Genomic DNA, 24665 nt, shown 5'->3' on the forward strand with positions numbered 1-24665 from the left:
CGTGACAAGAACTGCCGTTACTATTTCAGTTGATTCAAATGAACAAACGCCTAACTAAGCTTGCTCTTCAAACTTTCCAATACAGACTTACGAATTGAACCCAGTTTTGGACGCTCTTCATTTGGAAACGGGATTGGTCGCATTAGACTGATCGTTTTCAAACCCAAACGAGCTGTTAGTAGCCCCACACCAAGGCCTTGTCCAGCTCGGGCTGAAAGTTTTTCTGCCAAGTTCATCGACAATATATCCGCACTTGATTCAATGGCAAGTTCACTGGCACCCGCTAATGCAATGTTCATTAATACGAGTTTGAACAACTTAAGTCTTGACCAGTAACCTAACTCTACGCCGTAAACCTCTGATAATTTGTCGATCATTCGGAAATTACGCCAAGCGATGAGAAGCATGTCAGCAATAGCCAATGGACTCAGAGCCACCAAAATTGCCGCTTCCCCCGATAACTTCGACACTGCAGCCAGTGCTTGTTTATCTTGCTCTTTCAGTACCATGGACTGGTACATATTGAGCACTTCAGCATCACTATGCGCACTGTGAATACTGTTCTTCCAGCGGTCAAACGAAGGGTTTTCAGGTTGTATCCCCGCCTCATCAGCTAGCTTTTGACAGAATTTCTCACCCTGCCCCACTCCATCGTTGGCAATCAGTGCTTCGGCCTGTTCCTGAACCGAAAAGTGGTCTTTCAGCTTGCGAAGCTTATACAGCTCCTTACCAAACGCCCCAATACCCATTGCCGCTACTGCGGTAATCAAGCCTGACCAACCTAAAGACAACCAGTCTCCGGTATTGGCAGCAGTCACGACGTTATCTATCGCTTGCCAACCAACTAAGCCTGCAAATGCCGTTAATAAAGTAGTGGCAATCCAGCCTTTTTTGCTGCTTCCTTTGACTACTCTTTCAAGCTCTAGCTCGTCCTGTTGATCATTTGCTTCATGTTCAACAGGTATGAACGCCTGTTCTGGTTCAAACAGCTTTTGGCTGTTTATATCCACTGAAGATTCTATTTCGGAAGTATCCTCAGTGAAGACTTTTCTACCTTTGATATCACTCATCGAAGTTTATCTCCAATCAAATACTGCAGTGCTTTATCAAGTCGAATATGCCCACAAGGTTCGTCAACCGCCGTTTCAAGCGGTCTAAATGAGGTAAACTCAAACTGATTGTTTTTCCAATACTCAGCCTTTGGGAGGCGGGCTGGCACATCACCGGGATACAAGGTCATGGTTTCATTATCCAAGGTCGTTCCTCTTAGCGCAGCACTGCTCTCATTTCCTTTACCTACAAATCCTGCTTCGGTCGCTCTGATGGAAGCGACGCTCATGCAGCTCATTTCTATATTTTCGAACGCAGTATCTTGCCACGCTGGATGTACCATTTGCTGTAACAAGCTCACTAAGTTGTTGTGCTGATCTGGTGTGACATGATCAGCCTTTGTGGCGGCAAACAGAATTTTATCTATTCGTGAAGAGAACAAGCGACGTAGTAAGCTAGATTGTCCATAACGGAAACTCTTCATAATTTGTTGCAGCGCATCTTTCATATCATGAAACGCTTCTGAGCCTGCCATTAGTGGCTGTAAACAATCCACTAGCACAATCTGACGATCAAATGTCGCAAAGTGATTCTTGTAGAATTGCTTCACTACTTTGGTTTGATACTCTTCATAGCGGCGCTTGAGCATCGCATAGCCGCTCGTTTTCGTGACTTTGTCTGACGGAGCCTGACAAGGGAAAAACTGCAGTACTGGTGCGCCTTTTAATTCACCCGGAAGAACAAAGCGCCCTGGTTGCACCCAATGTAATCCACGCTCCTTGCAGGCATACAGATATTGAGTAAAGCTCTCGGAAATGTCGGCTATTTGCTTTTCGTTTTCTTCTCCAGTGGCATCAAACTGCTCAAGTTTAGTCAGCCAGTCTTGGGCACATTCGCGGCGAATGCCCGTTAGATTCTCAAACTGCAACTCACTCCACTGCTCAAAGGTCAAATCGAGTAGTGGTAAATCGAGTAACCACTCTCCCGGATAATCAATGACATCAATATACAGAGTCGACGTTTTGCTGATTAAACGTTTCGCCCCTTTTGCTGGCTTATACTTAACCGCTAATCGTATTTCACTTACATCGCGCGTAGGCTCAGGCCAACTTGGTGGCATTGCATGCAGTTGACTCATCGCGTCATCATAAGCAAAACGTGGAACCATTAAGTTAGACTGCGGGACACGCTTGGCGCCGATCAATCGTCCATCTCTAGCACAGTCCAACAGAGGTAAATTCTCGTGCGTAGAGGTATGCAACAGTTGATTAACCAGTGAAGTGATGAACGCCGTTTTACCTGCTCGCGACAAACCCGTCACGGCAATTCGAACATGAGAGTCCATACTACGATGCAGAAGATCAGATACTTCTTGACCAATTCGGCTCATTTAACGTACTCCAATAAAACTAATGGGATAAGTTTGCACTATACGAGATTAACGAAACATGAACAAAAAACCCCTGAAAATATTCAGGGGTTTACGTGAAACTTTGAGAGCGTCCTAATCGTCTTCAATTAACTTATAAATGACGAACAGTGCGATTTCCAACAGAACCGTCAGCACACAAGCCATGGTGACGTATTTTTCATTAAAGATGCTGATACCGTGCAGTATTAAATCGTAGCCAACGAAAAATCCCACTACTAGCAATAACGCAATTTGTAATATTTGTATGAATCGAGGCATTGTTGCTCTCTCCTTGGTTCTTTTTCTAGTATGTTTTTTAGTATACGCCTGAATTATAGATAAAAAAAAGTGAGTATGCGTTCACACACCCACTTTTTCTAAGCGGATTAAGAAACTTTTTCTGCTTCCGCTATCTTAACTTTCCACGTATCTGGACCAATTTGGTGAGCATTCGCTCCGCTTGAATCTACCGCGACCGTCACAGGCATATCTTCTACTTCAAACTCGTAAATAGCTTCCATACCTAAGTCTTCAAAAGCAACCACTTTGGCTTTCTTAATCGCCTTAGCTACCAAATATGCCGCACCGCCAACAGCCATTAAGTACACAGCCTTGTGCTCTTTGATAGACTCAATCGCCGCAGGACCACGCTCCGCTTTACCAATCATGCCAGTTAGTCCAGTTTCAGACAGCATCATGTCAGTAAATTTATCCATACGAGTTGATGTTGTTGGGCCAGCCGGTCCTACTGCTTCATCGCCAACGGCGTCTACTGGACCGACGTAGTAGATAAATTTGCCTTTAAAGTCGACACCTTTTGGCAAACCTTCACCACTCTCCAACATCCCTTGAATACGTTTGTGCGCTGCATCACGACCTGTCAGAATTTTCCCAGAGAGCAATAGAGTCTCACCTGTTTTCCACTCTTGAACGTCTTCTTTGGTGATAGTGTCAAGATTCACTCGACGAGTATTTTCGCCAGCTTCCCATGTAATATCTGGCCACTCTTCCAATTTTGGTGGCGTAAGCTCTGCTGGGCCGGTTCCATCGAGAGTGAAGTGAACGTGACGGGTTGCTGCACAGTTTGGAATCATACACACAGGCTTAGAAGCTGCGTGAGTTGGTGCGGTTTTGATTTTAACATCGACAACGGTCGTTAAGCCGCCCAAACCCTGAGCACCAATGCCCAGTTTGTTGACACGGTTAAAGATATCAAGGCGAAGCTCTTCTTCTGCATTAGAAGGACCACGTTCGATAAGCTCTTGAATATCGATATGCTCCATCAAAGATTCTTTTGCAAGTACTGCCGCTTTCTCAGCCGTACCGCCAATACCTATACCCAACATACCTGGTGGACACCAACCTGCCCCCATAGTAGGTAAGGTTTTCTCTACCCATTCTGCGATGTCGTCAGATGGATTAAGCATGACCATTTTGGTTTTGTTTTCAGAACCGCCGCCTTTCGCTGCGATTTGAATTTCAACTTTATCCCCTGGCACCATATTGATATGAACCACAGCTGGCGTATTGTCTTTGGTGTTAATACGCTTACCTGCTGGATCTTTTAGCACAGATGCACGCAACGGGTTATCAGGGTTGGTATAACCTTGACGAACGCCTTCATCGATCATCTCTTGAACAGTTAGATCAGAGTCCCATTGGACATTCATACCAATGTTCACAAAGCAGGTAACGATACCTGTATCTTGGCAAATTGGTCGATGACCTTCTGCGGACATGCGCGAGTTAATGAGAATTTGCGCGATGGCATCTTTTGCCGCTTGGCTTTCTTCCTTTTGATAAGCTTTATCTAGGGCTTGAACAAAGTCGAGGGGATGGTAATACGAGATGTATTGCAATGCATCAGCAACACTACTGATCACATCTTCTTTACGAATAACCGCCATTGAATACCTCTTTATAATTTTAGCTTCCAGAATTACGAACTTTCTTTGAACCTGTACCACGCCTTAACCCGCAGTAATTTCAGGGATAATTGTCCGACTTTTTATTGTGAAAATATGATACTCTTGCTTTCCACTATGCGCCATGAGTGCGACAACGTTTCTGTCACAATTTAAGCAAATGAACACAAAAGAAAGACTATCTATTCAATTCGTTGACCTTCCTTATTACCAAGACCTAGCCCGAGACAAGTTTGCTGAGATTGAGCAACTTCCTTGGTCAATGCTACTGAAATCGTCAGACGCCAGTCATGAGAACAGCCGATTTGATATTTTGGTTTCTCAACCGGTCGCAACCGTCGAAACGTTTGGGGCTATCACCAAGATTATGGTTGGAGACGAAGTGTCAGAAAGTGACCAAGATCCATTTGCCATCGTTAACGATTTGATAGAGACCTTGGTTGGCTTCAGAAAAGATTCTACCAACTGGCCATTCATTGGAGGTGCGGTTGGATACTTTGCGTATGATCTAGGACGCAGAGTGGAACGTCTGCCAATAAAAGCAGAAAACGACATCCAAGCCGCCGATATGTCTATTGGTATTTACGATTGGGCATTAGTCGTTGACCATCAAGAACAACGAGCTGCCATCGTAGGTAGCAACCCTGAATTTCATAAGCAATGGTTAGAGCGCCAAGTCTCCCTTCAAGAGAATCCGTTTACGTTGGTGTCGAATTGGCAGTCCAACATGACCAAGCAACAGTACCAAGACAAATTTCTTTCAGTACAAAACTACCTCTCTGCTGGAGACTGCTATCAGATTAACTTAGCGCAACGACACCAAGCTCAATATACTGGTAGTGAGTGGCAGGCATTTAATCTGTTGGACAACCAGAATCAAGCACCGTTTAGTGCCTTTATCCGAACCAACGATAGCGCGATAATCAGTGTTTCCCCTGAGCGTTTCTTACAGCTTCATCAAAACTGTATTGAAACCAAACCAATTAAAGGTACTCGACCAAGATCAGTCGATGTGGAACAAGATAAAGCGTACGCAAAAGAGCTAAAAGCAGCGACCAAAGATCAGGCAGAAAATTTGATGATTGTGGATTTGCTCCGCAATGATATCGGACGAGTAGCAACTCCAGGCAGTGTTAAAGTGCCTAAGCTTTTTGATATCGAAAGCTTCCCTGCAGTTCATCACTTGGTAAGTACGGTAACTGGCGAGTTAGCTCCAGAATACTGCGCTACAGACCTTCTTAGAGCTTGTTTCCCCGGAGGTTCAATAACTGGCGCACCTAAAATACGAGCCATGGAAATCATTGAGGAACTAGAACCTCACACTCGCAGTGTATATTGCGGTAGCATTGGCTACATCAGTGCTCATGGCGTTATGGACACCAGCATTACCATTCGAACACTCATCGCAAAACAAGGTAAAATCTATGCTTGGGCCGGTGGCGGTATCGTCGCCGATAGCGAATGTGATGCAGAGTATCAAGAAACCTTCGATAAATTAGGTAGAATTTTGCCAACCCTTGGCAACCTCTAGTCAGAGCGCATCTAAACCAGAGCTTGGCCCCCATTTAGAGAGTGTGAGGGTCAAGTCTTTTGCGGTATAAGGTTTGGATAGGATATCGTCCATACCCACATCATAACAAGTTTGTCGTTCTTCTCGTGTTGTGCCTGCGGTTAGCGCCACGATGGGTTTAGCGTAACTTGCATCTCGTAGTCGTTTCGTTGCTTCAAATCCATCCATCACTGGCATTCTACAATCCATAAATATGATGTCGTATTGCTGATTGGTCGCATGTTCAACCGCTTCAAGGCCATTAACAGCAAGATCAGGTGTGATACCGACTTTGCTCAGCATTTTGGTAATCACGACCTGATTCATTTTGATGTCATCAACGACAAGCACTTTGAGTGCTGAGAAGTCTTGCGCGATGATATCGAGATTTTGTTGCACGCGTTCCTTCTCATCTACTTCTTCAATACCTACTGGCAAAAAGCCAAAGAAAGTCGTTCCTTCCCCTACTTCACTTTTGAGTGAGATAGAGCCACCCATTAGCTCAACAAGCCTTTTACAAATGGCTAAACCCAAACCAGTACCTTCGTAATTTCGTGAACTCGAACGATCTGCTTGAGTAAAAGGTTGAAACAGTTTCTTTTGAGCTGATCGGCTAATACCAATTCCGGTATCGACCACTGAAAAGTCAAACCCTTTGTCTTTTAAGCTTACGGTGACCTTAACACTACCTTCATCGGTAAACTTGATCGCATTACCAATAAGGTTTACAAATATCTGAGTCAGACGTTCTAGGTCACCTTTTAGTCTCTTATTTTCGAACCCCTCCGAGCAAACAGTGAATCCAATTTGCTTCTCTGCTGCTTTATGTTCAAAGATGCTGCACAACGTTGACTGAAGATTGGTCCACTTGAACGTAGAATCTATTAACTCCAACATACCAGCATCAATTTTACTAAAGTCCAGCAAATCATTGATGATCGACCTGAGTAATTGACCTGATTGACTCAAGTTAGTGTGCAACTCCTGTTGAGCTCCTTTTAAATCAGTATCAGCAAGCAGTTCAACACTACCGAGTAACCCATTTAGTGGCGTTCTTAACTCATGATTGATCATTGTAAGAAATTCACGGGTAGAACGCTCAGACGCTTCGGCACGCTCTTTCGACTTAACTAATCTAAGGTTAATCAGTTGCCGTGTAATCGAACTCGATAACAGCTCACAAACCAACGACATTTGGCTCTCAATAAACGCGAGGTCAAAATCTTCCCCGACGAGCCTTACTTCCAGTTTTCCAACGTTTTTCTGTTCCACTTGAATCGGAATAGAAGCTTTCAACATCGGAATATCACTGTCTTCATCGTTCTGAATTGACGATTTGAAGCGATTATTGGTGAGCGTAGGAATCAAATCATCAGTCAGCTCAATGTGATAACAGATGCCCTCAGCGGCTTCACTTAGTTGCTTGATCAAATCTGAGAGCAACACATCATCAAGGTTACTGCGCAGAAAGGTCCTTCCAAAATGAATAAGAATACGTTCAATGTGCTGTTGAAATTCAAGTCGCTTAAAGCTTGCTTCAGAACGCTGCTCAACCTGCTTCAACGCTACCTCTAATTGTTGGTTAGCGTTAAACAATTCTAAACTCTTTGCCTCAAGCAAACTCTCAGCCGCTTTCCTCGCAGCTATCTCACGTTTAAGCTTTCTTTCAATCGCTGAACTACTTGTCATTATTTCTTTACACTAAAGATAGACTAAACCGAACGACGCTTCCGTCTTCTGTTTGAGGGCTCATTTTGACATCCAATGTTTCTCCAAAATGGGTGGCGCAGCCTTCAATTAAACCCAAGCATACGTTAGACATACAACGAGCGCTTTGATAGTCCATAACCATTTCAGTTTCTGTCTCACTAATGAAATGAAATTTTGGAGGTTCTGCATCAGCATAGAGTTTTTTCACCTCAACATGAATGTAATCCTCTACATGGCGAATAAATTGAAATGTTGAAGCACTTTGGCCAATACTGGCGCTTTCAGGTATAGAGTCGAGTAACGCCTTGAACACTGTTTGTCCAAACACCTGCTGTAGTGTGTCAGGTGCAATATCTGTCTTTTTACTTAGGTTAACAATAAGCTTTACTAGGTCTCGATGATCGTAGCTACCTACTGCGGTATAAACACCTTCATCTCCCGACATTTCAAGTACTTCGTCCAACACGTCTAAACCGAACTTTTCTTCAACGAGCTCCATAAATTCGGTAAAAATGATTCCTTTCATAGCCAATCTCCCCAAGATTGAGAGGTAAAATTCTCTCTTGCCGATATTGAGTCTTATCTTTGCTAGACTCGATGAGTATTTCATTCCCTTTATTAAGTTCTAGGACATTATTCAAACTAAATCCAAGTTAATCGTGTTCACAATCAATAACCTAGTTAAATAGTGATTGATGAAAAACCTAATGTTCCATCATCAAAACTCAATGTTAAATTCAGCTGTGTTTGCGCTTTGCGGTTCACAGCCCATAACGTAAAGGTGTGCATATTGTTTGCTGTGACTAACCCATCACTACAATTAACATCGATATGTGCGATACGTTTATGAACTCGCCTACTCAAAAGGGCTTTAATCTCTCGAGTCGACACTTCCCAATAGTTACCAGTTTTAGTTTGAATACAATTATCGAAAATTAGGTTGGGCATAAAGATCAGATCAAAAGTTAAATAGCCGTCACTACTATCTCCATCCTCGCCAGAGAGGGAAAGTTTGCCGAGGCCTTTACTACGATTGACAGAAGACAACGTCAAGTCCCCTTCGCTTTCTGACTTTACTTGAACCAAATCAGAGTGCTCGAATACTAACTGGTGAAGGGATTTTGCACATTGATTGCTCACAGAGGTGGAGATCAAATCCCTTTTATTGACTTCAATGTCACACCATTTGTTCGACGCTTTCAGGCTCGTTTGCATCGGCACTGCTTGCATGTGTGTTATGAAAATTCCAGTCGCAATATATTCCACCGCGTCAGACAACAAATAAATATATCCCTTGGGCTCACTCTTTGGTTGACTGAAAGACCCATCTGGCAAGCGACGTAAGTAGCTCTCGTTGGAAAACGAATATACAGAGTCGGCGTAGACTATCGGACTTGCAAATTGCGAAGGAGAGCCAACTAGATCTATCTGCTCTAACGCATTTCTTGAATGCATAGTATTTTCTGTTTTGACTATTAAGTTCTTTAACAGAGTAAAATCAAGAGTTAGGACTAGCTCAAAACGCTGTTCATTAGATAGATTGAACGCTTCGACGATGAGAACACAAGACAAGGGCTGAGCACTGTTTATCGAATGCGGATGCGGTGATGAAACGAAACAAAACTCCTTGGTCAGTTTGCATTGATAGTTTACCGTGTCGGTTGAGACTGTTCTAACTTCGATTGCATTTCTAGGACTCCCCCCCTCTGTCTGGCCAAGTTTCTCATTCACAAGATGGACAAGCGCATCTCGACTGATAGCGATGGTTCCATCCGAAAGGATTGAGTAACCAATGGGGCTATTCTCAGGTCGCATTAGTTGAAATTGTTCAGGGACAACAATATGGGGCTCTGATAGTAGATTACATTGCACTTGCAGTGGCACTCCTTCTATCAGGCATCGAAGTGACAACACTCCACCGAATTCCTTCTTCGGTAAGTAAGCATAAACTCCATTACCATAATCCCTAAAGATCCCTTCACTACTTTCACACAGTACTTGCTCAGGCGATAAGCCATTGAGCTTTTCAACATGCTCAACGAGGTAATCTCGCGAAAAAACGAGTAAACCAGATTGGAACTCAACAACTTGATGTCGATAGCTATCTACACTCATCACATACTCTAGTAAGTCTGGGAAAATTTAGTGTCGCTTAGTGTCAGAAGCATACTTAAGAACGTCTCGTACCTGACTTGATGACAAGGGACGATAAAAGAAGTAGCCCTGGATATAGTCCACATCAATGGACTTTAACGTCTCCAACTCCGACACTTTTTCTACACCTTCAGCAACAACTTTAATATTTAAGTCGTGTGAGAGCTGACGTAGCATATTCACGGCAAAGTATTTCTGCTTAACCTCATTGATATTGGTAATGAACTTGCGATCGATTTTAAGTTCATCAAAATGAAAGTCGTTAAAGTAAGAGAATGACGAGCTACCCGTACCAAAGTCATCAACCGCTATCTTGATTCCAGCTGAACGAATTGTCTCTAGCAAGTTGGCGTTATAGGCATTATTTTCGAAATAGGCAGTTTCTGTAATTTCAATAGTCACGTCATCATTGGCTACTGGCGAACGCTGAATAAGTTCAAATAACTCCGCTAAATGAATCGAAGGCTGGCCTGATTCGGCAATTGAACAATTTAGTGACAACGAGAGCTTTTTAGAGATACCAGAAGTAATACCCACAAATTCTTCAATCGCCCGCTCTGCCACCATCAAATCAAGAGCCGATATCAGATTAAGCTCTTCTGCTAGGTGTATCATCTCTTGAACCGTGTAAGACATATCCTGAAAGCGAAATCGACACAGCGCCTCCAGTTTTACGATCTCTCCAGTATGGGTATCAACTATTGGTTGAAAGTTGACGTCAATGGACTTATTGCGGATCGCGTCAATCAGTAGCTGCTCCAAGCGCTTTCTGCGTATATTGCCTTGAACCAGTTTTTCATCATAGAAATTGACGCTACTTACTTTAGAATCATGGACAAACATCGCTTGTACCGACTGGGATATCACTTCGTCAATACCGCAACCATTAAAGCCATGAAGGGCAACGCCAACTTGACCATCAGCAATATCATTCACTAAATGGTCATCCAAGTACTTACGCATACCCTTAAAAAACTGCTTGATACACATGTTAATAGTGGCCAAGTCTTCAACATCACTTTCACGTATTTTTACCAGTGCTACGAAAGTATTGCGCCCTAAATAGCCGGAACTTGCTTTATCGTGTGACGACTTCAATGCTGCGAGGACCTTGCCACGTGATTCTTTTTCCAACTCACTGTAGAAATGAGGCTTAAAGCTGATCACTATATGCTTGCCATTCTTCTTTGACAGCTCTGCTGCACTTTTTCTAAAAGACGCTTCATCCTGTGCTGTCTCTTCCCGAAAGTTCGTATTTACCGAGCTGTTGGCCGTATTTTCAGAGAAGTTTTCACCGAAGAAAATGTAGACAAAAATATGTTTACCATCAGACAACTCAATTTTCTTTACACTGATTGTTTCTAGCCGAACTTGAGAGTCTCTCGCTCGGGTAATAACGGCTCCTTGCCATCGATTGGTTAGAGATATTCTTCCTTTGAATACGTCCATATGGTTAGCATCACTTTGCAGCAGTTGAATATCCGCTATGTTTCTGCCCAAAACGCTGATAGGAGAAATATTGTGCTCGTAGCACAATCGGTTGTTTGTGAAGAGCACATTGTGGTTTTGATCGGTCACCAACACGCCTCGATGCGGGTCGTCGAGCAAGTGTTCAATCATGGAAAATAAGTTGATTTGGGCTTGAGATTGAGATAGAAGCTCAACACTTCCTTTTACTTTATTGTCCAAAATTAGATAGATTTCGAACTTAACAATAAACAAGTCTTCTGAGGTAGTCTCAAGGGCAATGGGAACGGCCGCAGGTAGACCATTGAACTGGACATCCCTAATCAACAATAGAATTTGGTTTATATAATCAATTGATGGTGGCTGCACTGTGGTTCGTTTTGTCTCACAATGCAAAACCTTCTGCCAGAACTCTCCTTTAGAAATTACCGAGGTAATCTCAGAGAGATCTTCCGACCAAAAAGTTTTCTTTTCGTCATGCATGGTAGAAAGCATTCGCTTCTCACTTTTATAGTTATCTGCCAACAACGTGTTCAAAAGTAAACTAGGTAATAGGAATATGAAATCAAGTTAACTTAGGGGATGAATTAAAAGTTGAATACACCAAATTTGTTCCTAGCTTGTTCACTAGATTTGAGAGAAAAGGAGCAAGTCATGCAGTACGTTTATGTCAATGACGTGTACGATGAGCAATATCGGATAACGCCTCCTCTTCAAGTACAATTGGTGAGCGGCGATATTCCGGAGGAAGAGCTCGAAATAAGAGAAATACTTCGATGTTGGATTGATACTGGCTTGGGGCCGTTTCAAACTGCTAAAAAGTCGAAATTAGACTTCTGGAGGCACGCCAACAACTTTTCTCGGCTTAGTCTCATCTTGAACACATTGCTCAAACACAAAGCCTACTACTTCGCAGCAAAGCGGGTTGCCTCATTGTGGCGGTTTGGTTCAATTGAGAAAGCCTACCTGGAATACTTGCTAACAAAACATGTAGGCGTAAAGTCACAGGATTAATCAATTATCAAATGGAATTGCTTTTAATTTTCATTTAGCTAGATTATATTTAATATTGTCAATAGATAGCGGACGTTAGCCATACTGCTACCGTAGATAGGTATGTATAAGTATATAAACGATATTTTCGATACGGAGTATAACCAATCACTTCCTGAGCGAGTGGACTTTACCGAAAGTGAATTACCACTCGAAGAAATAGAAGTTAGGGAAATGGTCGAAGCTTGGTACCTATCAGGATATGCGCCTTGCTTTGAAAAGCACAAATCAAGTCTATCCAGCAAATTCGATGAACTTTCATTTGACACTTGCGAGAGTGCGGCTCGTTTGAAAAAGTTAGAAACGACTCTGATGCTTGTTATCAAGAATCAAGTATATAGAGCCGCGTTCAAACGTTTAATGACGACAATGAAGCCATCAAGCTCCAAAGCGAGATTAACGCTCTTATTAAATCAAGTAGAAAATGATTTAAAGATTCACTAACTATGTTACTTGAACTAGTTGATCCAGCCATCAAATTTTAGTTTGTTCTGTAATTTTTGAATCCCTTCTTGCTGCAACTGACGAACTCGCTCTTTCGACAGTCCAAACATTTCTCCCAGATTATCCAGTGTAAGTACTTCCTTGCCAAATAAACCAAAGCGGTGAATCACAATATCACGGTATTTTTCTGGCAGAGAAAGTACGACGCTTTCCAGACTCTTCAACAATTTTTCATTGTGGCATAAGTCATAAGGTTCTGGGATAGCTTCAGAACGACAAGTTTCTAAACTTTGAAACTCTTTATCTATAGTGTCAACTGACGAACTGGATTCTATAAATCCGCTCATATGGATCAAGTCACTCACTTGTGCCTGAGATTTCAGCGTTTTATCAGCAATCTCCTTCACTGAAGGAGGACGTTGAAGGTCGGCAATAATCTCATTTGTCTGTTTCGACAGTCGATTGATTTCCTTGATAACATGCACGGGTAAGCGAACTGTTCGTCCTGTGTTCATCAACGACGATTCAATACTCTCTCGAATCCACCAAACTGCGTAGGTACTAAAACGAAATCCTTTCTCGGGTTCAAATTTATCAATTGCTTTAATCAGTCCTAAATTGCCTTCTTCGATGAGATCAAGAATAGTATGATTACTCAGCCCCCTCTTCGTATAATTTCTGGCAATTTTCACAACTAAACGTAAATTGGATTCGATTAAAACGTCTCGAGCAGCCTTGTCACCTCTGCGCGCTAACGTCGCATAGTGATACTCTTGTTCCGGTGATAGCAAGTCAATACCCACAACGTCATGGATATATTTTGAATAGAAGTCCGAACCACGCTCTTCATATTGTTTGCTAAGCCTTTCTGTCCTTGTGCTCATGATTAGCTCCTTTGTATGGCGCTGCTCCTAGCCAATTAATTATTATTGATGTGATCTAAGTCGCACGAATAAGCATAGACGCGTTTATGCTATGCATCAAAATTTAGTCCTATCGAATAAGCATAATTTCCTTAAAAATAGTAGAAAAGTATTAGAAATTTGGTTTTGTGGTCATTCAAGTTTAGATCTCTTATTTCTGCAGATTTTAATTTTCTATGAACTATACTATTTTTGTAACTATCTGAAGTTGGTAGGTAATCTACTGAAGAACACCACTTATTCATTCTTTACGACAACAGGGACGCTACAATGATAGATTTTGAGGTCTTGCGCGGCTACATGGATAATGACGACGATATCATCGCCGCTGTATTCATGGCTTTTATCGAAGAACACGAAGATGGTGCGGAAAAAATCCAAACCTTGTTCAACGAACAAAATTGGAGTGAGTTATTTATTACCGCCCATTCGTTGAAAGGCATACTAGCTAGTTTTGGGGAAACTAAGGCCGTCGAAAAACTCGAAGCTATAGAAGGTTTAACCAGAAACAGTGATGCTCCTAACAGCGAAGATATTCAGTTTGTTGTTCAGGAGCTCGATGTTATCAAGGGACAAATCAACGAATATCTCGCTTCCGCCGTATAACTAAGCAGTAAGGCACCAATGACTAAGCACGAATTTTTAGAACGATTTCAGTTACATCAGTTAGCGGACTATCATGCTGGTTCTAAATTGAGGACGGAACATCTTGATAAATCAGCGCTCAGGGAAGCGAGCGTTCTTATCGGCTTAGTTGAAAGAAATCAGCGTCTTCATGTCATATTGACGAAACGCGCAAGCCATTTGAAGCATCATCCGGGACAAATTAGTTTTCCGGGAGGAAAAGTTGAAGCAGATGACCTAAACGCAACCTTCACAGCTCTTCGCGAGGCTGAAGAGGAAATAGGCGTGCGCTATGACGAAGTATCCGTCATCGGTCATCTCCCTCGCTTGGTCACCGTTACCCAGTTTAACGTGACACCCGTTCTTGCATTTGTGGACAGTAATTACCGCCCATCGATAGATGCTAATGAAGTGGATTTTCTATTTGAGGTACCACTTGAGTTTCTCGCTCACCCAGAAAACATGTCAGCAATGCAGTTTATTGTGCGTGGAAAATCACACCGCGTTCTCTCTATTCCATATAAAGAGCACTTCATCTGGGGCGTGACCGCACAAATAATTGAAAGTTTACAAACACAGCTGCAACTTAGTTAACAGACCACCAACACCAGCCAATCGATTGCGTTATTTAGCATTAGTTTTACTAATGCATCGCAATAGTCAATCTAATCTCTGGCACGTAAAAAACGTGACCCAAATAACGAATCCATCATTAGTATCAATATCCCGCTACAAATCATGACCTAGATCTAATTTTCACGTGAGAAAAGCATGCAAAATGCCCCCGACTTATTTCCTGTTCCCAAAATGAGTAACAAACTATGACTACCACAACTACTACGGCAACTAGCCGTTCTTCGTCTAAGTGGACCTATAAGGATTTCACCTGGGCTCTTTCTCTATTCGGTACAGCGGTTGGTGCTGGTGTACTTTTCCTTCCAATCAAAGCAGGTGCTGGCGGTTTTTGGCCATTAGTTATCCTAGCCCTAATTGCAGCACCAATGACTTGGTTTGCACACAAAAGCTTAGCTCGCTTCGTTCTTTCTGCTAAGAACCCAGAAGCGGATATTACCGACACAGTAGAAGAACACTTTGGTAAAACTGGTGCGAACCTCATCACTTTTGCATACTTCTTCGCTATCTATCCAATCGTTCTAATCTACGGTGTAGGTATCACAAACACAGTTGATTCATTCCTAGTGAACCAAATGGGTATGGAATCTATCCCACGCTGGTTGCTTTCAGGCTGTCTGATTGCAGCAATGACTTGTGGTGTAGTATTCGGGAAAGAGCTTATGCTGAAAGCGACTTCCGCGATGGTTTACCCACTAGTATTCATCCTACTTGCTCTATCTGTATACCTAATCCCAGATTGGAATACTTCAATGATGAGCGTTAGCCCTGACTGGGGTTCAATGCCAGCAGTTATCTGGCTAGCAATTCCAATCATTGTTTTCTCTTTCAACCACAGCCCAATTATCAGCCAGTTCTCTAAAGAACAGCGTCGTGTATACGGTGAAGATGCAGTTAAGAAGACTGACATGATCACTGGCGGTGCAGCGATGATGCTAATGGGTTTTGTAATGTTCTTCGTATTTTCTGTTGTTCTATCTCTATCTCCAGAGCAACTAGCGATTGCACAAGAGCAAAACATTTCTGTTCTTTCTTACTTAGCTAACGTTCACGAGTCTCCACTGATTTCTATCCTTGGTCCTGTTGTTGCGTTCGCCGCAATCACTTCAAGCTACTTTGGTCACTTCCTAGGTGCACACGAAGGTCTTGTAGGTCTAGGTAAGTCTCGTTCTAAAGCACCAGTTTCTAAGATCGAGAAAGCATCTCTACTATTTATCGTTATTACTACTTGGATTGTTTCTATCATCAACCCAAGCATCCTAGGCATGATTGAAACAATGGGCGCGCCAATGATTGCGGCAATCCTATTCCTAATGCCTGTATACGCAATGAAGAAAGTACCGGCTATGGCTAAGTTCCAAACTTCAGCACCTGTACAAATCTTTACAGCAATCTGTGGTATTGCAGCGATTACTTCTGTAATCTACGGCGCTTTTTAATTGACTTCGTCAGTTGAACATCTCGGTTAAACAATAACGATAATATTAGCCTCCATGTACTTTGGGGGCTTTTCTAGAGGTAAATCAGTATGATCAGTGTTTTTGATATCTACAAAATTGGTGTTGGACCTTCAAGCTCTCACACCGTAGGCCCGATGAAAGCTGGTAAAGAGTTCATCGACGACCTACGTTCAATGGGTAAGCTAAGAGACATCACCAAGATCACTGTAGATGTTTATGGATCACTATCACTGACAGGGAAAGGTCACCACACAGATATCGCAATCATTATGGGTTTGGCTGGTAACTCACCAGAAAAAGTCGACATCGATTCCATCCCAAGTTTCATTGCCCGTGTTGAAGAAACAGAGCGTCTTCCAGTTGGCATGCACTGTCACACCGTTTCATTTCCTCGTGACGGCGGCATGAATTTCCACTCCACTAATTTAGAGCTTCACGAAAACGGCATGCAGATCCACGCTTGGATCGATGACGAAAAAGCGTATTCAAAAACTTACTACTCTATTGGTGGCGGCTTTATTGTTGATGAAGAGCACTTCGGAAAAGAAGAAGTATCAGCATTAAAAGCTCCTTATGAGTTCAACTCAGCGGAAGAACTCGTAGAGCTGTGTAAAGAAAATGGCCTATCAATCAGCACACTGGTTATGGCTAATGAGCACGCTGTACACTCAGATGAAGAGACTCGTACGTACTTCGCTAATATTTGGAAAACAATGCGTGAGTGTATGGAACGCGGCATGAGCACTGAAGGCATTCTGCCTGGTCCACTGCGTGTTCCACGTCGTGCAGCAGCACTTCGCCAACAATTGATCACATCAGAAAAAACCACAACTGACCCGATGTCGGTAGTTGATTGGGTGAACATGTTTGCTTTTGCTGTAAACGAAGAAAACGCAGCAGGTGGTCGCGTAGTTACCGCTCCAACCAATGGTGCTTGTGGCATCATTCCAGCGGTACTTGCTTACTACGACAAGTTTATCCAAACCGTAACTGAAAAAGACTACATCCGCTACTTCGCTGCATCGGGCGCAATTGGTGGATTGTACAAACAAAATGCATCGATTTCTGGTGCAGAGGTAGGTTGTCAGGGTGAAGTTGGTGTTGCTTGTTCTATGGCGGCCGCAGGTCTTGCTGAACTAATGGGTGGAAGCCCTGAACAAGTTTGTATGGCAGCTGAAATCGCAATGGAACACAACCTCGGTCTAACTTGTGACCCAGTTGCTGGACAAGTTCAAGTACCTTGTATCGAGCGTAATGGTATTGCAGCGGTTAAGGCTATTAACTCAACTCGAATGGCGCTTCGCCGTGCTTCTGCACCTCGTGTGTCATTGGATAAAGTTATTGAAACTATGCTTGAAACGGGTAAAGACATGAATGCTAAATACCGTGAAACCTCTCAAGGTGGTTTGGCAATCAAGGTTGTTTGCTAATAGACAAATTCCAATAACAAAAAAACCGAAGCCTGAGCTTCGGTTTTTTTATGGTCATAGTAACGTTTAGCAGCTAGCGGTTTATTCGCCTTTGTAGATACAACCTGCAGTACACGTTTCTTTGATCTCTACTTTACTTAATAGCGGTAGGTTAGGCTTAAGCTGCCCCCAAATCCATTTGGCCAGTACTTCACTGGTAGGGTTCTCTAATCCCTCAATATCGTTCAAGTAGTAGTGGTCTAAACGATCGTAAATTGGTTTGAATGCTGCTTTGATCTCTGCAAAATCGACTACCCAACCAGTATGCGGATCGACTTCACCTTCAACATAGAGACGTACTAAAAAAGAGTGTCCATGCAGACGACCACACTTATGGCCCTCTGGCACATGCGGAAGATGATGTGCAGCTTCGAACATGAACTCTTTATACAACTCAGTTTTCATAGGATATCTCTGTTAAAAAATGACACGCAATCCTACTGAAAACCGAGCTCTATCTCAAGCTATACCGTAAAGAACGACGACGAGAAAAACCCGATAGATATAAATGTCGACATGGCTGCACCGCACAATAGCACTGGCATTTTTGCTCTTGGGTAAGATTCAAGCAGCAAGATAATCGCCAGATAAGTAGGATACAAACCAAAGATATAACGCGGCATCGCATTGACACCCGATGATAAAGGTATCACTAAGTTGATAAACATAAATAGCGCTTCAGCATAACGTTTTTTGTAGATTAGATAGCCGTTAAGTGCGAAGCCAAGTAAAGAAACAATGGTGAGATAGAGCTTTGGACCACCTCTTTCAAATCCATATTCCAACCAAACAAACGGATTACTAAAGGTTCTGCCCCACGCCACCTGAATATGACCGAATGCTAATGCATCTCCCATATGGAAGTACAAATAAGCCATGTAAGTAAAGAAGCCTAATGGGATGATCCAAATCGCCGCAATAACTGCCAAACCGCGAGTTTTAAATCGATAAAAACTACTTAACCCATAGTGCTGGATGCCAATAATGAGTACAGAGAACACTAACATCACACCTAGATTTCGAGTCACTGCAGCTAACATCCCTAATACAGCGACCAATAACCAATTCTGGCGATAACAAGCAATGAAGAGTCCTGCTACCAAGGCAATATACAGTGGCTCAGAATAGCCCGCTAATGAATAAACCGTATAAGGCGAGAAGCACATTAACCATATTGCCGTATCTTGCGCATTATTGCTAAGTTTCATTTGTTTCAATGCCATCACTAAAGCAGCTGTGCCGGCAATGAGGGTCACATTAGACACCAAAACCAATGACAGATTGATGTTATTAACGACGTAATTCACCGTTTTCGCGAGATAAGGGGACATGGGCATAAACGCCCAGTTAGCCCCGTTACTTTGCCTCATATAGCTAGGCACTAGCGCGTAGCCATCTTCCGCTATTCGCCTAAACCATACACAGTCAAAGCGACACATTTGATGCCAAATATCGACGTCCTTGACCGCTTCAGGGTTGAATGAGTACGTTCCTATTAAACCAAAAGCGGCAAAAACGATACGACTAGTGATCACTGCCAGCAAGAGTGTTATCCATTGATCTTTGGTTAGCATTATTGAAGAGTTTGGATTATGCATGAACTGAACTCACTTTCTCGGCTTGCTGCACCCTGGTTAGAGGGGGTTGTTCTGGGCTATTTCCCTTGCCATATTGACCATATATTCCTTCTACAAGGTAAATTGGTCTCTGTTTCATCTCTCGATACATTCTGCTGATATAGCCGCCGATAATGCCAAGCGAGATCAATTGAATACCACCTAAGAAAAGTACAACACTTATAGTTGAGGCATATCCCGGAGTCTTAATATCAAAGAAGGTTGCGCCAATCACTATCTTCAGCATAAATAGAAAAGCGAGTAGAGAAATCACACATCCGACAAATCCCCATATTCGTAGTGGCCATGCCGTAAAACTCAGTAAACCGTCCACAGCAAAATTCCACAATTTCCAGTAGTTAAATTTGGTTTCTCCAGCATGCCTTTCAGGACGCCTAAAAGTAATCCCTTTGGAACGAAACGCTCCCCAAGCTAGCAAACCTTTCATAAAGCGATTTCTCTCCGGTAGTTGACGCATTGCCTCTATCACTACGCGATCAATCAGACGGAAGTCACCTGCATTTTCCGGCAACGTTGTTTCTGATGCGAGCCAGTTGAAGACTCGATAAAAACCACCAGCAGAGACTCGCTTCATCCATGTGTCTTTGCTTCTATCTTCGCGCACGCCATAGATAGTGTCCCACTCACCGGTCTGCCACTCTTTAACAAACTCTAATATGAGTTCTGGAGGATCTTGAAGGTCAACATCCATAATGACACATGCATCACCTCTAACATGATCAAGACCTGCTGTCATTGCCGCTTCTTTACCGAAATTGCGGGCTAAATTGACTAAGGTGACCCGTTTATCTTTGGCTATCAATTCTTCAATAACCGTGCGGGTTCGATCAGAGCTACCATCATTGACGAAAACAATATCCAATTGGTGACGCATTCCGTTGAGAGCATTATCCAGCGCCTCAATAAAAGGTCTAACCGACTCTTCTTCATTAAACACCGGAACTAATATGGATAAACTAAACTCGTTACTGCTTTTCATCAGCCCCGTCCTTAATCGTTATTTTGGTAACCGTTAAACTTGCTGGAGTTTCAAATTGCATATATTGGATAGGACGAGCCGCATCGATATTCGTTGCGGGCAATGTGGCAGCAAGAGACAACAGACCGATAGGCTCCAATCGCGTCTTATGTTCACCGTCGATAGAAACGTAGACAGGTTCTGTAATGCTTTTAGCTAGATCGATTTTTACATACACGGAATGAGATGGATTTTGGTCAAAGTTAAAATACACACCGCCAGAATGAACTAGTCTCCTACCTTCGTTTTTATTCCGCTCAAGCTCGGTGTGTAAATCGTAGTTCCAGCCTTCCCGACTAATAAACGGGGATTGTTCTCCTGGCTCAATAATCCCCGATAAAGGCAGCACTAAGTTGTTATTATCCTTGCCCCAAAAAAGCGTCGCTTTATCAATGTAATACGTTTGATAACCCACTGTTACATTAGGTGTTGCCGCTAAATATAAAACCCACAAATAGTAGCCAGACAACGCAATCAGAATGGCAATTAGACCTATTCTAAGGCGACATTTTTTACCTTTAATATTGCCTCTAGACGTCGTGTTTTCGAGATTTTTTTCGGTCATAATTAATTTACAACTAGTTACATTTCATGATGTTTTACTCCTGCACCACGACTAGACTGTCAACATATAGTCAGAAGCTTATTAAGATTTGATTAACCGATAATTGAGCATAGGATACAAACTACCATTCATCCGTGCTTTCTATTTCACCGCCAATTTAAATTCATACGGACATATACCAACTCAACTTATATTTGTCTCATTTCTCAATTCCAAGACTAGTTGCATAAAAAACCATGAGCTTTTCGAGGTTTTACCAATAAATGCCTTCCAGAGCACCGGTAAGTTAACTTAATATTCACTCTGTCAGCCCATATCATTAACAATAAAAACTATGCGTCTAACAATTACAAATAAACTTTTAATAGCGCTTATATTGGTCTTTGGAACAGTGGTTATTATCTCGACAACTTATCAGTATAACCAACAAAGGGATCTCATCTATTCAGTCCTCAGTGAACAACTTCATGACAAAGCAAGTAACTATTTCGATAGCTTAAACATGATGATGCTCACAGGTACCATGGCTCAAAAAGAAACGCTGAGAAATAAAGCACTAGCTCAGGAGAATATTGAAAACGTTCGTGTTCTTAGAGGAGATGCTGTTTCCAAGCTTTATGGACAGGGTTTAGAAAACCAAGTAGCGGTCGATGACATCGATAAACGTGCCCTCAATGGAGAAACGGTTATAGAACCGTTTAAAGCAGATTGGGGAAGTGGTCTAGTCGTTGCCCTGCCAATGGAAGCAAGCACCAACTATCGAGGTACAAATTGCGTTACCTGCCACATGACAGAAGAAGGCGAAGTATTGGGAGCAATTCGCATCGAATACAACCTGAATCAAGTCAATGGATTAATCAATAAGCGAACCGCCATTGCTGTCGCTATTATGGCCGCCATCGCGTTTCTTGGTTACTTAGCAACGATATTTATTGCTCGTCGGTTTATTGTTGGACCCGTGCAGACCACGTCCAAATTTATGACTCGTGTTAGTGGCAGCAAGGATCTCTCCATTAGATTATCGCAAAGACAAAATGATGAAGTCGGTGATTTAACCAATGACATCAATGCATTTCTGGACACAGTCTCAGACAGCCTGACTAAAGTACAAACTACAGCGCAAACCGTCAGCGCAAATGCCGACAAACTAACAGACATTGCGGAAAGCAACGAGTCTGTCGCAAAGCGTCAGCTTGATGAAACCGCAGCAGTAGAATCCAACATGCAGATGCTGAAACAGCAACAGGCTACAGTCAGTGACGCAACCGAACGTGCATCGCAGTTGATGCAAGAGACGTGTGAACTGACAAAGGCGAGTAGCACCGAAGCTCAGTCTGCAAGTAACGATATCGAATCATTGGTACAAGATATTACTCAAGTCTCCTCCCATATCTCTGAGCTTAATGAACAGACAGAGCAAGTCTCAGCAATTCTGTCGACAATCAAAGGAATCGCAGACCAAACAAACTTGCTTGCACTCAACGCTGCTATTGAGGCTGCGCGAGCTGGGGAGCAAGGGCGCGGATTTGCTGTTGTTGCAGATGAGGTTCGCTCTCTTGCTAGCAGAACCACACAAGCGACTAATGATATTGAAGAGATCATTGCTAAATTCCAACAAGGCAGTAGCTACTCCGTTCAAGCGGTTCGAAACGTCTCCGAAACGGCCCACCAAAGAGCGGATGAGGTTCAAGCTCTGGCAGATAAAATGCAAACCGTAGTATCTCAAATCGAGGCCACGACTGACATCGCTAGCCAAGTGCAAGAGCAAATCCAAGCTAACCGAGAAACCAGCGAAAGCGTCGGTCAAAAAACCGTCGTAATTAGTGAGCACGCTAACGAAGCTTCGGACTCAGCGACTCACACTCACCAAATTAGCATGGATTTGCAGCAACTCTCCCACCAACTCGATACATTACTGAATCAATTTATGCTGAATAACCACAATAAAGGTTGAACCGTGAAAATTGACAGGTAATATGTCCCTTTGAAAAGAAATTTAGTAGCAACCCAATGAATTGGCTAAATGTTAGCCAAAGTCATTGGGTTGTATTGTTACCTCCATGGAGAAGATTAATAACATGACTTACGCGCCTGTAACTGACGTACTAAGCGGTAAGCTAGCTGTTGACAGTGAAGTCACTGTACGCGGCTGGATCCGTTCACGTCGTGATTCCAAAGCTGGAATCTCTTTCCTTGCCATCTACGACGGCTCTTGTTTCGACCCGATTCAGGCCGTGGTCCCTAATAATCTTAATAATTACGAGAATGAAGTACTGAAGCTAACAACAGGTTGCTCTGTTGAAGTAACAGGTACCATCGTAGAGTCTCCAGCAAAAGGTCAAGACTTCGAACTTGCAGCGACAGACGTTAAGGTTGTTGGTTGGGTTGAAGATGCTGATACTTATCCAATGGCGAAAACACGTCATTCAATCGAGTATCTACGTGAAGTTGCTCACTTGCGTCCACGTACCAATGTTATTGGTGCTGTTGCGCGTGTACGTAACTGCCTGTCTCAAGCTATTCATCGTTTTTATCACGAGCAAGGCTATTTCTGGATGTCTGCACCACTTATCACAGCTTCTGATGCAGAGGGTGCTGGTGAAATGTTCCGCGTGTCTACGCTAGATATGGCTAACCTGCCATTGACAGAGCAAGGTGATGTAGACTTCAACGAAGATTTCTTCGGTAAAGAAACATTCCTGACGGTATCTGGTCAACTTAACGCTGAAGCGTATGCTTGTGCTCTAAGCAAAGTGTACACATTCGGCCCAACTTTCCGTGCTGAAAACTCAAATACTAGCCGTCACCTAGCGGAATTCTGGATGGTTGAGCCTGAAGTCGCGTTTGCAGACCTTGATGACGCAGCGAAACTGGCTGAGGACATGCTGAAATATGTGTTCAAAGCGGTATTAGAAGAACGTCGTGACGATCTTGAGTTCTTTGCTCAACGCATCAACAAAGAAGCGATTACCCGTTTAGAGAAGTTTGTAGAATCGGACTTCGCGCAAGTAGACTACACTGACGCAATTCAAATCCTGCTTGATTCAGGTAAAGAGTTCGAGTTCCCAGTTGAATGGGGTATCGATATGTCTTCTGAGCACGAGCGCTACCTAGCGGAAGAGCACTTCAACGCGCCAGTTGTTGTTAAGAATTACCCGAAAGACATCAAAGCGTTCTACATGCGTATGAACGATGACGGTAAAACAGTAGCGGCTATGGACGTACTAGCACCGGGGATTGGTGAAATCATCGGTGGTTCTCAACGTGAAGAACGTCTAGAACTTCTAGACAAGCGTATGGTAGAAATGGGTATCGACCCTGAACACATGAGCTGGTATCGCGATCTTCGTCGCTATGGCACTGTGCCTCATTCAGGATTTGGTCTAGGCTTTGAACGTCTAGTATCTTACGTGACTGGCATGGCAAACATCCGCGATGTGATTCCGTTCCCACGTGCACCACGCAGCGCGAACTTCTAATTTTCTTACTCATTTTGCTCTTACGAGCTGAGATAGAATCCAATTTAAAGACCACCGCTTTTGGTGGTCTTTTTTTTGTTTCATCACATGCCAA

General features: G+C 43.0%; 22 protein-coding genes. 9 read left to right on the plus strand and 13 right to left on the minus strand.

The window, feature by feature from the left end:
* Positions 1-50: 50 nt before the first annotated feature.
* From HW45_RS07115 to HW45_RS07130, 4 genes are all read right to left on the minus strand, one after another.
* Positions 51-1070, minus strand: coding sequence for a YcjF family protein (locus HW45_RS07115; protein ID WP_006073684.1), 1020 nt, complete (start codon positions 1068-1070; stop codon positions 51-53).
* Positions 1067-2440 (minus strand): YcjX family protein, encoded by a 1374-nt coding sequence (locus HW45_RS07120; protein ID WP_038225843.1) that lies wholly within the window; start codon positions 2438-2440, stop codon positions 1067-1069. Before HW45_RS07120 ends, HW45_RS07115 begins: the two co-directional genes overlap by 4 nt.
* Before the next feature lie 114 nt (positions 2441-2554).
* The gene (locus HW45_RS07125; RefSeq protein WP_006073687.1) at positions 2555-2740 is read right to left on the minus strand and encodes a hypothetical protein; all 186 of its coding nucleotides are present in this window, start codon (positions 2738-2740) and stop codon (positions 2555-2557) included.
* A gap of 107 nt (positions 2741-2847) precedes the next feature.
* The gene (locus HW45_RS07130; protein WP_038225844.1) at positions 2848-4368 is read right to left on the minus strand and encodes a fumarate hydratase; all 1521 of its coding nucleotides are present in this window, start codon (positions 4366-4368) and stop codon (positions 2848-2850) included.
* 178 nt (positions 4369-4546) lie between these two features.
* Between HW45_RS07130 and pabB the strand changes: the two genes are divergently transcribed.
* Positions 4547-5917: an aminodeoxychorismate synthase component I gene (pabB, locus tag HW45_RS07135; protein WP_038226052.1), complete on the plus strand. Its 1371-nt coding sequence runs from the start codon at positions 4547-4549 to the stop codon at positions 5915-5917.
* On the opposite strand, the gene HW45_RS07140 is transcribed toward pabB, so the two are convergent.
* The 4 genes from HW45_RS07140 to HW45_RS07155 form a co-directional block, all read right to left on the minus strand.
* Positions 5918-7624, minus strand: a complete 1707-nt coding sequence (locus HW45_RS07140) for an ATP-binding protein (protein ID WP_038225845.1) — start codon at positions 7622-7624, stop codon at positions 5918-5920.
* A gap of 7 nt (positions 7625-7631) precedes the next feature.
* Positions 7632-8171: a heme NO-binding domain-containing protein gene (locus HW45_RS07145; RefSeq protein ID WP_038225847.1), complete on the minus strand. Its 540-nt coding sequence runs from the start codon at positions 8169-8171 to the stop codon at positions 7632-7634.
* Positions 8172-8326: 155 nt separating this feature from the next.
* Positions 8327-9760, minus strand: a complete 1434-nt coding sequence (locus tag HW45_RS07150) for a hypothetical protein (RefSeq protein WP_038225848.1) — start codon at positions 9758-9760, stop codon at positions 8327-8329.
* Between the two features lie 27 nt (positions 9761-9787).
* Positions 9788-11761, minus strand: coding sequence for an EAL domain-containing protein (locus tag HW45_RS07155; protein ID WP_038225851.1), 1974 nt, complete (start codon positions 11759-11761; stop codon positions 9788-9790).
* Between the two features lie 159 nt (positions 11762-11920).
* On the opposite strand from HW45_RS07155, the gene HW45_RS07160 reads away from it, so the two are divergent.
* Complete coding sequence (locus HW45_RS07160) at positions 11921-12280, plus strand: hypothetical protein (RefSeq protein ID WP_038225854.1); 360 nt, start codon at positions 11921-11923, stop codon at positions 12278-12280.
* A gap of 102 nt (positions 12281-12382) precedes the next feature.
* On the plus strand, positions 12383-12763 hold the full coding sequence (locus HW45_RS07165; RefSeq protein ID WP_038225857.1) for a hypothetical protein: 381 nt from the start codon (positions 12383-12385) through the stop codon (positions 12761-12763).
* A 14-nt stretch (positions 12764-12777) separates the two neighbouring features.
* Here the strand turns inward: HW45_RS07165 and HW45_RS07170 are convergent, their stop codons facing one another.
* Positions 12778-13647 (minus strand): sigma-70 family RNA polymerase sigma factor, encoded by an 870-nt coding sequence (locus HW45_RS07170; RefSeq protein WP_038225860.1) that lies wholly within the window; start codon positions 13645-13647, stop codon positions 12778-12780.
* Between the two features lie 309 nt (positions 13648-13956).
* On the opposite strand from HW45_RS07170, the gene HW45_RS07175 reads away from it, so the two are divergent.
* From HW45_RS07175 to HW45_RS07190, 4 genes are all read left to right on the plus strand, one after another.
* The gene (locus HW45_RS07175; RefSeq protein WP_038225861.1) at positions 13957-14292 is read left to right on the plus strand and encodes an Hpt domain-containing protein; all 336 of its coding nucleotides are present in this window, start codon (positions 13957-13959) and stop codon (positions 14290-14292) included.
* An 18-nt stretch (positions 14293-14310) separates the two neighbouring features.
* Positions 14311-14904, plus strand: a complete 594-nt coding sequence (locus tag HW45_RS07180) for a CoA pyrophosphatase (protein WP_038225863.1) — start codon at positions 14311-14313, stop codon at positions 14902-14904.
* 227 nt (positions 14905-15131) lie between these two features.
* Positions 15132-16382 carry an aromatic amino acid transport family protein gene (locus HW45_RS07185; protein ID WP_038225865.1) on the plus strand — a complete coding sequence of 417 codons (1251 nt, stop codon included), beginning with the start codon at positions 15132-15134 and terminating at the stop codon, positions 16380-16382.
* Between the two features lie 89 nt (positions 16383-16471).
* On the plus strand, positions 16472-17833 hold the full coding sequence (locus HW45_RS07190; protein ID WP_006073710.1) for an L-serine ammonia-lyase: 1362 nt from the start codon (positions 16472-16474) through the stop codon (positions 17831-17833).
* 81 nt (positions 17834-17914) lie between these two features.
* On the opposite strand, the gene queD is transcribed toward HW45_RS07190, so the two are convergent.
* The 4 genes from queD to HW45_RS28335 are packed head-to-tail and all read right to left on the minus strand — an operon-like array spanning position 17915 to position 21092.
* A complete protein-coding gene (queD, locus tag HW45_RS07195; protein WP_006073712.1) occupies positions 17915-18277 on the minus strand; it encodes a 6-carboxytetrahydropterin synthase QueD in 363 nt (120 codons plus the stop codon).
* A 59-nt stretch (positions 18278-18336) separates the two neighbouring features.
* Positions 18337-19470 (minus strand): membrane protein, encoded by a 1134-nt coding sequence (locus tag HW45_RS07200; RefSeq protein WP_038225867.1) that lies wholly within the window; start codon positions 19468-19470, stop codon positions 18337-18339.
* Positions 19463-20488, minus strand: a complete 1026-nt coding sequence (locus HW45_RS07205; RefSeq protein ID WP_038225870.1) for a glycosyltransferase family 2 protein — start codon at positions 20486-20488, stop codon at positions 19463-19465. Before HW45_RS07205 ends, HW45_RS07200 begins: the two co-directional genes overlap by 8 nt.
* Positions 20475-21092 carry a hypothetical protein gene (locus HW45_RS28335; RefSeq protein WP_051867857.1) on the minus strand — a complete coding sequence of 206 codons (618 nt, stop codon included), beginning with the start codon at positions 21090-21092 and terminating at the stop codon, positions 20475-20477. Before HW45_RS28335 ends, HW45_RS07205 begins: the two co-directional genes overlap by 14 nt.
* Positions 21093-21426: 334 nt before the next feature.
* Here HW45_RS28335 and HW45_RS07215 point away from each other — a divergent pair, with 334 nt between their 5' ends.
* Positions 21427-23046 (plus strand): methyl-accepting chemotaxis protein, encoded by a 1620-nt coding sequence (locus HW45_RS07215; protein WP_038225872.1) that lies wholly within the window; start codon positions 21427-21429, stop codon positions 23044-23046.
* Between the two features lie 124 nt (positions 23047-23170).
* Entirely contained in the window at positions 23171-24571 is a 1401-nt protein-coding gene (gene asnS / locus HW45_RS07220; RefSeq protein WP_006073720.1) for an asparagine--tRNA ligase, read from the plus strand.
* The last annotated feature ends 94 nt before the right edge of the window (positions 24572-24665 follow it).

The organism is Vibrio sp. ER1A (assembly GCF_000733315.1).
Taxonomy (GTDB): domain Bacteria; phylum Pseudomonadota; class Gammaproteobacteria; order Enterobacterales; family Vibrionaceae; genus Vibrio; species Vibrio mediterranei.